General features: G+C 64.2%; 9 protein-coding genes. 6 read left to right on the forward strand and 3 right to left on the reverse strand.

The annotated features are described in order from the left end of the window. The first annotated feature begins 1 nt into the window (after window position 1). Both ACSSVC_RS22600 and ACSSVC_RS22605 read left to right on the forward strand, forming a co-directional pair. Complete coding sequence (locus tag ACSSVC_RS22600) at window positions 2–3,133, forward strand: hybrid sensor histidine kinase/response regulator (protein WP_492611410.1); 3,132 nt, start codon at window positions 2–4, stop codon at window positions 3,131–3,133. A gap of 57 nt (window positions 3,134–3,190) precedes the next feature. Beyond that, entirely contained in the window at window positions 3,191–3,844 is a 654-nt protein-coding gene (locus tag ACSSVC_RS22605) for a response regulator (protein ID WP_346635343.1), read from the forward strand. A 12-nt stretch (window positions 3,845–3,856) separates the two neighbouring features. On the opposite strand, the gene ACSSVC_RS22610 is transcribed toward ACSSVC_RS22605, so the two are convergent. Continuing rightward, window positions 3,857–4,345, reverse strand: coding sequence for an Lrp/AsnC family transcriptional regulator (locus ACSSVC_RS22610; protein WP_170004083.1), 489 nt, complete (start codon window positions 4,343–4,345; stop codon window positions 3,857–3,859). Between the two features lie 133 nt (window positions 4,346–4,478). Here ACSSVC_RS22610 and ACSSVC_RS22615 point away from each other — a divergent pair, with 133 nt between their 5' ends. The 4 genes from ACSSVC_RS22615 to ACSSVC_RS22630 all read left to right on the forward strand — a co-directional run bounded on the left by ACSSVC_RS22615 (window position 4,479) and on the right by ACSSVC_RS22630 (window position 9,497). Continuing rightward, window positions 4,479–5,507 (forward strand): histone deacetylase family protein, encoded by a 1,029-nt coding sequence (locus ACSSVC_RS22615; RefSeq protein ID WP_346635342.1) that lies wholly within the window; start codon window positions 4,479–4,481, stop codon window positions 5,505–5,507. A gap of 57 nt (window positions 5,508–5,564) precedes the next feature. After that, window positions 5,565–6,626, forward strand: a complete 1,062-nt coding sequence (gene ocd, locus ACSSVC_RS22620; protein WP_492611411.1) for an ornithine cyclodeaminase — start codon at window positions 5,565–5,567, stop codon at window positions 6,624–6,626. A gap of 155 nt (window positions 6,627–6,781) precedes the next feature. Beyond that, entirely contained in the window at window positions 6,782–8,197 is a 1,416-nt protein-coding gene (locus ACSSVC_RS22625) for an amino acid permease (RefSeq protein WP_346635340.1), read from the forward strand. A 130-nt stretch (window positions 8,198–8,327) separates the two neighbouring features. After that, complete coding sequence (locus ACSSVC_RS22630; RefSeq protein ID WP_492611412.1) at window positions 8,328–9,497, forward strand: hypothetical protein; 1,170 nt, start codon at window positions 8,328–8,330, stop codon at window positions 9,495–9,497. Between the two features lie 44 nt (window positions 9,498–9,541). Here ACSSVC_RS22630 and ACSSVC_RS22635 read toward each other — a convergent pair whose 3' ends face one another. Next, a complete protein-coding gene (locus tag ACSSVC_RS22635; protein ID WP_346635338.1) occupies window positions 9,542–10,882 on the reverse strand; it encodes an MFS transporter in 1,341 nt (446 codons plus the stop codon). Between the two features lie 42 nt (window positions 10,883–10,924). Then, window positions 10,925–12,466, reverse strand: a complete 1,542-nt coding sequence (locus ACSSVC_RS22640; RefSeq protein ID WP_492611413.1) for a class I adenylate-forming enzyme family protein — start codon at window positions 12,464–12,466, stop codon at window positions 10,925–10,927.

Here is a 12,466-nt window from a genome sequence, read left to right on the forward strand (position 1 = left end):
CATGTTCGTCATTCTGCCCTTGCTGCTGATCATGGGCGGCGCCCTGTTCTGGGGGGGCCAGCGGATCATCCGTCAGGAGCAGGAACGGATGGCCGTGGATTTCCAGTTGCTGACCCGCTACATGGGCGAGCAGCAAGCCCTGCTCCGGCGCCTGGCCGGAGAACCCATACTCGAAGACAACAATGCAACCCAAGGCTCACCGCAGGTTTTCCACCTCATGCACCAACAGCAGGCACTGGGCGCCACACTGTTCCAGGGCCGCCTGTCGTCGGTGGAAGTCCCGTTCACCCTGGTGTGCGAAGACATGACCCAGTGTCCCCTGGACAGCCCCCGGGCCGTTGGCCTGGGCCGCTACCTGGCGGATCTCTATTCGAGTTTCTGGGTGCGTTCGAGTTACCCGGCCTCGGCCCTGCTGCTGGTGGATGCCGGTGTCGGCAGCACCTATACCGTGCCCACCGTCGGCAGCAGCCAGCCGCGGCTGTCCGCCGCCCTGGCGATGGCCAGCATCAAGGCCATACGCACCAGCGCCACGGATCACAACGAGATCCGCTGGATTCACCTCAAGGACTTTCCGGAACAGATGCTGGCCTTTATCCCGCTGCACGGCCTGTCCCTGGGCAACGGCGTGGGCAAGACCTATGCTGCCACCCTCACCTACCGGGACCGCATCAACGTCTTTTCCCGACCACTGCAGCGCAACTTCTACGATGCCTTCTGGCTGCAAAGCCAGCACGACGGCCTGTTGCTGGGGGAGCTCCCGCCGCCCACGCAGCTGACCCGGGAGGTCAACCTGCGCAGCGACGGCCTGGTGTTCCGGATCAGTGACGAGAGTGCCGTCTGGACCGGCTACTACCTGCTCACCTACAGGACCCTGTTCCTCGGGCATAGCTGGCCCTTGGTGGGCGTCTTGCTGCTGCTGTTGCTCAGCCCTCTGGCCGGCCGCAGCTACGCACGCTGGTACCAGCGCCGGGTAATAGTGCCGGCGCAACGGGCCCACACCGAGCTGGTGGAAAACGACCAATTCAGCCGCACCCTGCTGGAAACCACCCCGGTGGCCCTGTGCGTGCTCAGCCGCGAACACAGTCGGATCGTCTTCGCCAACAACCTGGCCTTGAAGTGGTTCGATACCCAGGTCGGGCAAAGCCTGCAGGACAGCGGGCTGGAACACGAACTGCTGGAGCGGATCACCCAGGCCCGGGGCCCGGGAGAAGTGGAGAACTATCAGAGCCACGACGGCCGCTCGTTCTACATCGCCTATGCGCCCACCCGCTACCGCAATCAGGAGGTCCTGATCTGTGCCTTCGCCGACCTCAGCGTCCGGGCCCAGATGGAGCAACAACTGACCCAGGCCAAGCAGGCCGCCGACAAGGCCAACGGTGCCAAGTCGGTGTTCCTCGCCACCATGAGCCATGAGATCCGCACACCGCTCTACGGTGTCCTCGGCTCACTGGAACTGATGGGGCTGACCGACCTGGACCGGGAGCAGCGCCAGTTGCTCGAACGCATCCAGGTGTCCTCGGCGCTCTTGCTGCAGATCATCAGCGACATCCTCGACATCACCCGGATCGAGTCCGGCCAGCTGTCCCTCGGCGATCAGCCCTTCGATCCCCGGGCGCTGGTGCAGCGCTGCACTGCGGCCTTTATCGACAGTGCCCGGAACAAGGGGCTGCTGCTGTTCTCCTGGGTCGACCCGACACTGCCCCAGGCCCTGCTCGGCGACCCCGGGCGGATCAGCCAGATCCTCACCAACCTGATCAGCAATGCGATCAAGTTCACCCATTCCGGGCAGGTGATCGTCCGCGCCCGGGCCGAACCCGGCAGTGACGGCCGGACACGGCTATCGCTGCAAGTGGCGGACACCGGCATCGGCATCGGCCAGGAGGAACAGCAGCAACTGTTCATCCCCTTCTATCAGATCGATACCCACTCCCACACCGTGCACGGCGCGGGCCTGGGCCTGTCGATCTGCGCCAAACTGGCCGCGCTGATGGGGAGCCGGATCCACCTCACCAGCGAACTGGGCCTGGGCAGCAGTTTCTCCCTGCAATTGGATCTGCCGGTGGCCAGCGAGCCCCTCGCCGAACGCCAGCCGGAGCTCAGCGGCGCCCGGGTCTATGTCCAGAGCCCCCACCATGAACTCAGCAGCAACCTGTGCCAATGGCTGGAAAAATGGGGCGCCCGAGCCAGCCCCCTGGAAGGCTCGAACCCCGCTCCCCAGGCCCCGGGCATTGTCCTGTGCCTACTGGACGACAGCCCCGACACGGCCCCGCAGCAGGCCAGCGGCTTGATCCGCATCGACCTGGGAGGCCATTACCAGGGCCCCGGCGCGAACCTTGCCCAAGCCTGTGATTTCAGTGCCATCGGCCGGCTGATCGAACGCAGCCTGGGGCGTCCCGCCGACACCCCCAGCGAGCAGGCCGAGGAACTCAGCGCCCTGCCGGCCCTGGGACTGAACGTGCTGGTGGCCGAGGACAACCCCATCAACCAGGCGACCCTGAGCCATCAACTGCAGCAACTGGGCTGCCGCAGCACCCTGGCCGCCGATGGCGCCGAAGCCCTGGACCTGTGGCGCGTGGGCGACTACGACCTGTTGCTGACCGACGTCAACATGCCGCGCATGAACGGTTACGAACTCACTTGCATCCTGCGGGCCTCAGGGGATGACCGCCCCATCATCGGCATCACCGCCAATGCCATGTGTGACGAGGAGACCCGGTGCCAGGCCGCCGGCATGGACGCCTGGCTGGTCAAGCCGGTGCCCTTGCAGACCCTGCGGGCCAGCCTGCTGCGGCTCACCCAGCTCGACCCGCAGGAAGACGAGGCTTCGCCCTCCACCCTGCGCCAGCCCCCGGAACCTGCGAGCCTATCGAGCAACCTGCGACAGATATTCATCAGCACCATGGCGGTGGACCTCGAACAATTGCGCCAGGCCATCGACAGACAGGATTACCCACACATCTTCCACCTGCTGCATCGGATCCGCGGGTCCCTGGCGGTGACCGGCTACGACGCCTTGATTCAACAGCTGGAAGCCTTGGGACATAGCCTGCGACAAGCCGGTTTGACGCCCACCACGCGCGCGAATAGCCTGACGCTGCTGCACGCCTTGCAGGACATCAGCCAGCCCGACTGAGCTCTCGCTGCACTCGCATCTCTGCGCATTTCCTATAGAAAATGGATCGTGTCCACCATGAAAAAAATCCGAGTTGCCCTGGCCGACGATCATCCCCTGGTGCTCGCTGCCGTCAGCGACCTGTTGCACAAGACACCCAAGTACGAGGTGGTGGCCGCCGTCACCACCCCCAGCGCGCTGATCCAGCAACTCTCGGACGACCCGCGGATCGACGTGGTGATTACCGATTACTTCATGGAGGGCGACGAGAAGTTCGGCGACGGCATCCGTCTGGTGACCTACTTGATCCGCCACTTTCCACGGGTCCAGGTGCTGGTGTTGACCATGATGTCCAACCCGATGATCGTCGCGGCGCTGTACGACATCGGTGTGCGCTCGGTCCTGCTCAAGCGCCACGACATGAGCGAGCTGCTGTGCGCCTTGAAGAACGTCCGCCTGGGACGCATCCATTACCCGCCAAGCCTTGAACAGAACGAGCTTCTGAGCAGCCCGGTGCGCTCCATGGCCGACGGCTTGAGCAGCCTCACGCCCAAGGAATACGAGGTGCTGCGGCACTTCGTGCGGGGCGAATCGATGATGCAGATCGCCGCCAACCTCAAGCGCAGTGTCAAGACCGTCAGCGCACAGAAGATCTCGGCGATCCGCAAACTCAACCTGGACAGCGACCAGGCCCTGGTCGCGTTCTGCCTGGAGTCCGGAGAGTTCCAGTAACCCGGGTTCGATTCAACGGGCCGGTGCCGGGGCAATCGCCAGGCGGCTGGTGGCCTTGATCTCCCGCAGCGCCAGGCTCGACTGGATCGAGGCGATGCCCGGCTGGCGCCTGAGCACCTGCTCGACAAAATCGCTGTAGCTGTCCAGGTCCTGGGCCAGCACCTGCAACAGGTAGTCGGCGTCACCGGTGATCTTGTGGCAGGCCTGGACCTCGGGCAGACGCATGATCACCGCCTCGAAGTCATCCGGCGTCTGGTCGGAGTGGGTGGCAAAACGCACATGCACGAAGGCCATGATGTCCAGCCCCAGCAGGCGCCGGTCGAGGTTGGCCTGGTAATCCTTGATCACCCCTTCCTCTTCCATGCGTTTGCGTCGGCGCCAGCAGGGGGTGAGGCTCAGGGACAGGCGCTCACTGAGTTCGGCATTGGAAATGCTCGCGTCCTGCTGCAGCAGGGCGAGGATTGCCAGGTCGGTTTCGTCCAGGGACACCCTTCGAGTCATTTTTTTCACAATCAGCCTCCCAATGGAAAAATATTACCCAAAACTCTAATTCCATCAGAACAAAAAGCAAAGAAGTCGCAGGCATGCCGGAACAAACTATTTGCACCGGACAACCACAATGGATGCGTTCAGCATGCTTACCGTCTTCAGCGAATCCCACCGCCTGCACCACGGCACCGAGTTGAAGGATGGGGTGCTCAAGCCCTCCTTCGAGCAACCCAGCCGGGCCGATACGGTCCGCGACCGGGTCAGGCACGTGGGGCTTGGCGACATCATCGTCCCCCGCAGTTTCGACCGCTCCTGCTACGTCGCCGCCCACAGCGAACGCTACGTGACCTTCCTGGAAAGCGCCTGGAGCGAATGGCACGCCACTGGCCGCAGCCACGACGCCCTGCCCCTGGTGTGGCCGGTACGCGACCTGGCCAACCAGCAGGTGCCGGAGTTCATCGACGGCAAGCTGGGCTTCTTCGCCATGGATGCCGGCTCGCCCATCACCGCCACCACCTGGAATGCCGTGCGCACCAGCGCCGATATCGCCCTCACCGGCTTGGCGCTGATCGACGAAGGCCACGACAGTGCCTTTGCCCTGTGCCGTCCGCCGGGCCATCACGCGGCCCGGGAATACATGGGGGGCTACTGCTACCTGAACAACGCCGCCATTGCCGCGCAACACGCCGTGACCCGGGGCGCGAAGCGCGTGGCGGTGCTGGACGTGGACTTCCACCACGGCAACGGCACCCAGAACATTTTCTACGAGCGTGATGACGTGCTGTTCGTCTCGCTGCACGGCGATCCGGCGGTGTCCTACCCCTATTACTCGGGGTTCGCCGCAGAGCGTGGGGCCGGGGCCGGCGAAGGCTGCAACCTGAACTTCCCCCTGCCCCGAGGCACCACCTGGCAGCGCTACCGGGAAGCACTGATCCAGGCCTGTGCCCGGCTTCGCGAGTTCTCCCCGGAGCTACTGGTGGTGTCCCTGGGCGTCGACACCTTCAAGGACGATCCCATCAGCCACTTCCTTCTGGAAAGCGAGGATTTCCTCGGCATGGGCCAGGTCATCGCCAGCGTGGGCGTACCCACCTTGTTCGTCATGGAGGGCGGCTACATGGTGGATGAGATCGGCATCAACGCGGTCAATGTGCTCCACGGCCATGCCAACCGCTAATGCGCCAGCGTCGCACCGCCCAGCAGTTTTCAACGTTCTGACCGAGAGGGAAAAGACATGACCTTGTTCATCGATGTGGATCACGCAGCGGACCTGTATTCACGCCTGGGCATAGCCCGGGCGATCCGGGAAATGGCCGGCTACATCCAGGCCGACTACCAGCGCTGGCAAGCCTTCGAGAAATCCCCGCGCACCGCCAACCACTCCGCCACCGGGGTCATCGAGCTGATGCCCGCCGACGATGGTCAGCAATACGCGTTCAAGTACGTCAACGGCCACCCCGGCAATCCCGCCCGGCACCTGCTGACGGTGATGGCTTTCGGCGTGCTGGCCCAGGTCGACAGCGGCTACCCGGTGCTGCTCAGCGAGCTGACCCTGACCACCGCGGTACGCACCGCCGCCACTTCAGCCCTGGTGGCGCAATCCCTGGCGCGCCAGGACGCCCGCCGCATGGCGCTGATCGGCAACGGCGCCCAGAGTGAATTCCAGGCCATCGCCTTCCATGAAATGCTCGGCATCAACGAGCTGCGGATCTTCGATATCGACGTCGAGGCGTCCCATAAGCTCAAGCACAACCTGCAGGCCTGGCCGGGACTCGAGGTGCGCATCGCCGACTCGGTAGCCGATGCGGTCAAGGGCGCGGACATCGTGACCACGGTCACCGCGGACAAGGCCTACGCCACCATCCTCACCCCCGAACTGATCGAGCCGGGCATGCACCTCAACGCCGTAGGCGGCGATTGCCCGGGCAAGACCGAGCTGCACGCGGACATCCTGCGCAACGCCCGGGTGATCGTCGAATTCGAACCCCAGACCCGCATCGAAGGCGATATCCAGCAGATGCCGGCACACTTCCCGGTCATCGAGTACTTCCGCATTGCCCAGGGCCTGGCGCCGGGCCGCGAGCATGAGGCCCAGGTCACGGTGTTCGACTCGGTGGGTTTCGCCCTGGAAGACTTCGCGTCCCTGCGCTACCTGCATGACCTGGCACGCCAGCACGGCATCGGCGAGCAGATCCAGCTGGTGCCTACGCCGGCCAATATCAAGGACCTGTACCAGTTGCTCCAACCGCGCCCCGCCCCCCTGGCAACGGCACCGCGACGGATCGCCGCCGGCTGAAAGAGCGCTCCCGTGGCCCATGAACAGGGAACCGGCCTCGTGCCCCTGTTCACGGGCATTACCTGAACCGGCTGCACCACAACAATCACAGACCGCAGCCCCCTACGACCTTCCACTGCCAAAACTCGACAACTATAAAATCAAGAGGTTTTGTGATGAATCCAGATACCTTCGGGGCCTGCGAGCACCCGACGCTGCAACGCACCCTGCATAACCGTCATATCCAGCTCATGGCCATGGGTGGCGCCATCGGCACCGGGCTGTTCATGGGCTCGGGCAAGATCATCGCCATGTCCGGCACCTCGATCATCCTGATCTACATGATCATCGGCCTGTTCGTGTACCTGGTGATGCGCGCCATGGGCGAGCTGCTGCTGTCCAACCTGAACTTCAAGAGCTTTGCCGATTTCGCCGGTGCCTACCTGGGCCCCCAGGCGGCGTTCTTCCTCGGCTGGTCCTACTGGCTGAGCTGGAGTGTGGCGGTGGTGGGCGACGCTGTGGTGGTGGGCGGCTTCTTCCAGTACTGGTTCCCCGATGTACCGGCCTGGATTCCCGCCATCGCCATGATGCTGACCCTGTTCGCCCTCAACGTGCTGACGGTGAAACTGTTCGGCGAGGTGGAGTTCTGGTTCGCCATCATCAAGATCATCGCCGTGGTCACCCTGATCGCGGTGAGTCTGGTGCTGATCGCCAGCGCCTTTGTCTCACCTTCCGGGGTGAGTGCCTCCCTGAGCCACCTGCTGGACCGCCAAGCCGCCTTTCCCAACGGCCTGCTGGGCTTCTTCGCCGGTTTCCAGATGGCAATCTTCTCCTTTGCCGGCACCGAGCTGATCGGCACCGCGGCAGCGGAGACCCGCGACCCGCGCCGGACCCTGCCCAGGGCCATCAACGCGATTCCGCTGCGCATCATCCTGTTCTACGTGCTGGCTCTGGCGTGCATCATCGCCGTGACCTCCTGGCAGCAGGTATCGCCGAGCAAAAGCCCGTTCGTGGAGTTGTTCCTGATCGCCGGCTTCCCGGCCGCGGCGGGCATCGTCAACTTCGTGGTACTGACCTCGGCGGCGTCCTCGGCCAACAGCGGCGTGTTCTCCGCCAGCCGCATGCTCTTCGGCCTGGCGGACCAGGGCAACGCGCCACGCTTGTTCAAACGCCTGTCGGGGCATAGCGTGCCGGTGATCAGCCTGGCCTTCACCAGCCTGCTGATGCTGCTGGGGGTGCTGTTGCTGTACGTGGTTCCAGAGGTGATGACCGCCTTCACCCTGGTGTCGACGGTGTCGGCGATCCTGGTGATCTTCACCTGGTCGACCATCCTCGCGTCCTACATCGCCTACCGCAAAAAGCACCCTGAACTGCACGCCGCTTCCCAATACAAGATGCCCGGCGGCGTGCCCATGGCCTGGTTCGCCCTGGCGTTCCTGCTGTTCGTCCTGGCGTTGCTGGCCCTGCGCCCGGACACCCGCCTGGCCCTGTGCGTGATGCCGGCGTGGTTCGTCTGGCTGGCCATTGCCTATCGCCTGACAGCCGGGCGCAAGGGGCGGCTCCCTGTGCAAGCGGCGGCGCAATACCGCTGAGGCGCGAGCCTGAAGGACTGGGCCAGGGACCGGCCCTGTCGGAGCCTGGTCCTGCGTGCAAAAGCATCGACAGAGCCCCCCTCGTCTTGCTCTACTCCCGCCGCCATCGCCGTTGCCAGGGAGTGCCCACATGCAAGTCGCAGGACCCACCTTCGAAGAGGTGTTCAGGAAAAACCTCAAACGCGTCCTCAACTACTGGAGCCAGATCGGCACCGTCATCGGCCTGAGCGCCGCCGCGCTGGGGTTGTTCAGCCTGTACATGTACACCCGGGCCATCGGCCGCACCGACCTGTTCATGGCCTCCATCGATGCCAGATCGGCGCTGGTGGTCTGGCTGGTCATGGTGCTGTTTCTCATGCTGATCTACTTGCTGCTGCTTACGGTCACCACCCTGCTGTTCGGGCTGGCAAACGATGTGTTTCGCAACACTCCAGAACACATGAAAGATGTGGTGGTATGGCTGACCTTGCCGGTCCTGGCAGGCTTCATGACCCTGATCGTGCTCAGCTACTACGTGCATCTGGGTGAGGCACTGGCGTCGCTGATACTGGTGGCGATGGTGGTACTGGTGACAGGGCTGGTGATGTCACGCCCCGCGTTCAAACGCGTGATCCACAGCAGTCTGGAGAAACACCCCGCTGCGGGCAGAGGCACCTGGGGTGGCCTGTTCGTGACCCTGACACTCTGCCTGCTGGGCACGGTGATCTCGGGGATCTTCACCAGCCTGCTGATCATCAATGCCTACAACAACGAAGTGTCCAATGACTCGCCGCACTTACCAGCCTTGTTGAACTTCCTGGGGCTGCTCTTCTCCTTGCTGCCCATCGTGTTCTTCTACTGCAAGGCCGGTAGTCCCTACAAACGGGTCTTCTATGCCCTGATGTGCACCCTGCTCCTGGCCGCAGCATTTCTTCTGGTGCTGCCCGGAGCCATGAGTCAGATCACCTACAAGGCCGCCGGCAGCCTCGACGTGCGTCAGGACGGAATCGAACGATTCGTGCTGCACGATGACCTCGAACTGCATGACCTGGACCCACTGATGTGGAACACCCGCCTGACCTCTGAGCAGCGCCTGGAAGTTCAGGGCTTTCAACTCTTCTCTTTCGGCGAGGCCCTGTTGATCTGCCCCAAGGGGCTGCGCAACCTGGCGCTGAACCAGATGCACCGCTATACCCGCACCTGCATCAGGACCCGCAACAGCGCGGTAACCCGCAAGCCGGCAAAACCGCTGTATAGCCAAAACCGCGCCTGTGCCGGTGCCGCGCCACCGGCGGCATGCTGGAAACCCCAAGGCTTCTGAGTCCCCCACTTGCTGAACCTCCAGGCCGTAACCGGCCTGCTGGCTCAGGGCGCCGGGTTGACCAGCAACGGGGGGCTCAGGCTGTCGTGGTTGTGCGAGCCGGGAGCGCAGGCGACAAAGTCCTCCTTGCGCAGCACCACCAGGGCAATCAACGACACCACCCCGGTGGCCACGTAGAAGTACCAGGGCGCGGTGATGTCGCCGGTGAGCTTGATCAGCCAGGTGGAGATCAGCGGCGCACTGCCCCCGAACACCGCAACGGGGATGTTGTAGGCCACGGCAATCCCGGTGGAGCGGATGCGGGTCGGCAGCAGTTCGCTCATCAGGGCGTAGGTCGAGGAGGCGTAGAGCCCGAACAGGATCGCCACTGCCATCAGCGGCCAGAACAACGTGGCCGGGGTGGCGTTGGGCGCCGACTTGAAGAACCAGTACATGGCCAGGGTGGCCAGGGTGCCGATCACCATCAGGAACGGCTTGCGTCCGTAGCGATCGGTGAAGGCGCCGCCCAGGGGCATGACCAGCGCCGCCGAGAGGCTGGCGACGAACACGTAAAGCAAGGTGGTGCCGCTGTCGAACTTGAGGGTGTTGGACATGTAGGTCGAAGCGAAGGTCAGCACCAGATAAAAGATCGAGCTGTGCAGGGTGATGATGAAGAACACCAGGGCAATCGAGCGTTTCCACTGCCAGACTTCCCGCAGCGGCGCCTTGGAGGTTTCTCCGGCGTGCACCAGGGCCAGGAACTCCGGGCTGTCTTCGAGCTTCAGGCGGATGTACAGCGAGATGAACCCCAGGGGCCCGGCGATCAGGAATGGAATCCGCCAGCCCCAGTCCTGCATCAGCTCGGCCCCCAGGGCCCAGGTCATGCCATTGGCCACGGCGCCGCCCAGCAGCAGGCCGAGCACCGCGGTGACCATCAGCCAGCAGGTGGCGAAGCCCCGGCGCCCAGGTCCGGCGTACTCGGAAATGAAGCTGGTGATGGTGCCGATCTCGCCTCCGGCAGAAAACCCCTGCACGCAGCGGATCAGTACCAGGAGGATCGGCGCGGCGATGCCGATGCTGGCGTAGGTCGGCAACAGGCCCAGCAGGCAGGTGGAACCGGCCATCAGCAGCAGTACGGTGATCAGGGTCTTGCGCCGACCGATCTTGTCCGCCAGGGGACCGAAGAACAGCCCGCCCAGAGGACGGATGAAAAAGCTCAGGGCAAAGGCCGCAAAACTTGCCAAGAGGCTGCTGGTGGGGTCATCGGAGACGAAGAACGCCTTGCCGATGTACAGCGCCAGGAACCCGTAGACGCCGTAGTCGTACCACTCGATCAAGTGGCCCGAGGTAGCGCCGATAAAAGCCCGGCGCCGCTGGCGCCGGGGATTGCAAGAGGACACGTCCATGCTTGGAGACTCCTGTCGTATTGCTGTCCATGGAAAAATCGTTCAGAGGTCGGCGACGGACCCTGTGGGGTCCTGCAACCACTGCCGCAAGCGGGTCTTGAGAATCTTGCCGTAACTGTTCTTGGGCAGCTCGCTGCAGAACAGGTATTTCCTGGGTTTCTTGAACGAGGCCATGCGGGTCACGAACCAATGGTTGAGCGCCTGTGGATCGAGGCCGCCAGGAGAACGCAGCACCACGAAGGCCACCACCGCCTCGCCCCACTCGGCATCCGCCTCCCCCACCACGCAGACCTCGAACACTTCGGGATGCTGCATCAGCACCTCTTCCACTTCCCGGGGATAGATATTGCTGCCGCCGGAAATGATCACATCCTTGGAGCGGTCCGTGAGGGTCAGAAACCCGCGACTGTCGAGAAAACCGATATCGCCGGTAAGCAACCAGCCGTCCACCAGAGTCGCCTGAGTGGCTGGCGGGTTGTCCCAGTAACCGTGCATCACCGGGGCACCGCGCACGGCGATCTCCCCGGGTTCGCCGGGCGTCAGGAACTGCCCGTCGGCACCGACTATCCGCACCTCCACACAGGACTGTGGCCGCCCCACCGAGGCCGCGATCGCGGGCCAGTCGGGGTGCTCGCGGTCGGCGATCAGCTCCCGGGACAGGGCGCTGATGGTCATCGGGCACTCGCCCTGGCCGTAGATCTGCACCAGCCGCGGGCCGAAGGTGTCCAGGGCCTGGCCCAGGTCCGCCAGGTACATGGGCGCCCCGCCGTAGACAATGGTCTTGATCCCCTCGCCCGAATACCCCTGGCGACAGGCCTGCTCCACCATGCGCTTGACCATGGTCGGCGCGGCAAACAGGCTGACCTGTCCCAGTTGCTGCGCCAGCCCGAACAGCTCCGCCGCATCGAACCCCCGTGACTCCGGCACCACATGCCGGGCACCGCAGCGCACGTGAATGAAGTTGTAGAGCCCGGCCCCGTGAGACATCGGCGCGGCATAGACCACCGCATCAAGGGCCTGCACCGGGTCCACATCCAGTGGGTAGCACAGCGACATGGCCATCAGGTTGCCGTGAGACAGCATCACCCCCTTGGAACGGCCGGTGGTGCCCGAGGTGTAGAACAGCCAGGCCAGCTCGTTATCCCCGCGCGGGCAGGGCTCCACCAGCTCGTGGCCCGGGGCTGCAGCCGGCACGGGGGTGGCGTAACCAGGCAACTCGCGGCAGTTGTCCGGCAAGTCCTGGAGCTCGAAAGTCCGACCGCTGTCGGTATAAATCGCCCGGGCCCCGGCGTTGCCGACGATCCAGGCCGCCTCCCGCGGATGCAGCTTGCTGTTGACCGGCACCGCCACCGCCCCGCTCCACCAGATGGCGTAGAGCAGCTCCAGGTAGTCGCAACTGTTCTTCATCAGCAACGCCACCCGCTCCCCCGGGGCGATGCCATGGCCGTGGCGCAAGTGCAGGGCCCGAGCCCGGACCCGCGCCGCGAAGTCCTGATAGTCGGCCACCTGGCGGTTGCCCTCGAACAGCGCTGGACGCTGGGGCCAGCGTTGAGCCGCATCCAGCAGCCAATGAGCGATGTTCAT

The organism is Pseudomonas sp. E1BtOHC1 (assembly GCF_058744285.1).

What these genes read in the sequence shown, in the direction of transcription:
- ACSSVC_RS22615 (WP_346635342.1), top strand. Translation starts at nt 4,479, where the DNA reads ATGCTTACCGTCTTCAGCGAATCCCACCGCCTGCACCACGGCACCGAG.
- ACSSVC_RS22625 (WP_346635340.1), top strand. Translation starts at nt 6,782, where the DNA reads ATGAATCCAGATACCTTCGGGGCCTGCGAGCACCCGACGCTGCAACGC.
- ACSSVC_RS22600 (WP_492611410.1), top strand. Translation starts at nt 2, where the DNA reads ATGTTCGTCATTCTGCCCTTGCTGCTGATCATGGGCGGCGCCCTGTTC.
- ACSSVC_RS22605 (WP_346635343.1), top strand. Translation starts at nt 3,191, where the DNA reads ATGAAAAAAATCCGAGTTGCCCTGGCCGACGATCATCCCCTGGTGCTC.
- ACSSVC_RS22635 (WP_346635338.1), bottom strand. Translation starts at nt 10,882, where the DNA reads ATGGACGTGTCCTCTTGCAATCCCCGGCGCCAGCGGCGCCGGGCTTTT.
- ACSSVC_RS22610 (WP_170004083.1), bottom strand. Translation starts at nt 4,345, where the DNA reads ATGACTCGAAGGGTGTCCCTGGACGAAACCGACCTGGCAATCCTCGCC.
- ACSSVC_RS22630 (WP_492611412.1), top strand. Translation starts at nt 8,328, where the DNA reads ATGCAAGTCGCAGGACCCACCTTCGAAGAGGTGTTCAGGAAAAACCTC.
- ACSSVC_RS22640 (WP_492611413.1), bottom strand. Translation starts at nt 12,466, where the DNA reads ATGAACATCGCTCATTGGCTGCTGGATGCGGCTCAACGCTGGCCCCAG.
- ocd (WP_492611411.1), top strand. Translation starts at nt 5,565, where the DNA reads ATGACCTTGTTCATCGATGTGGATCACGCAGCGGACCTGTATTCACGC.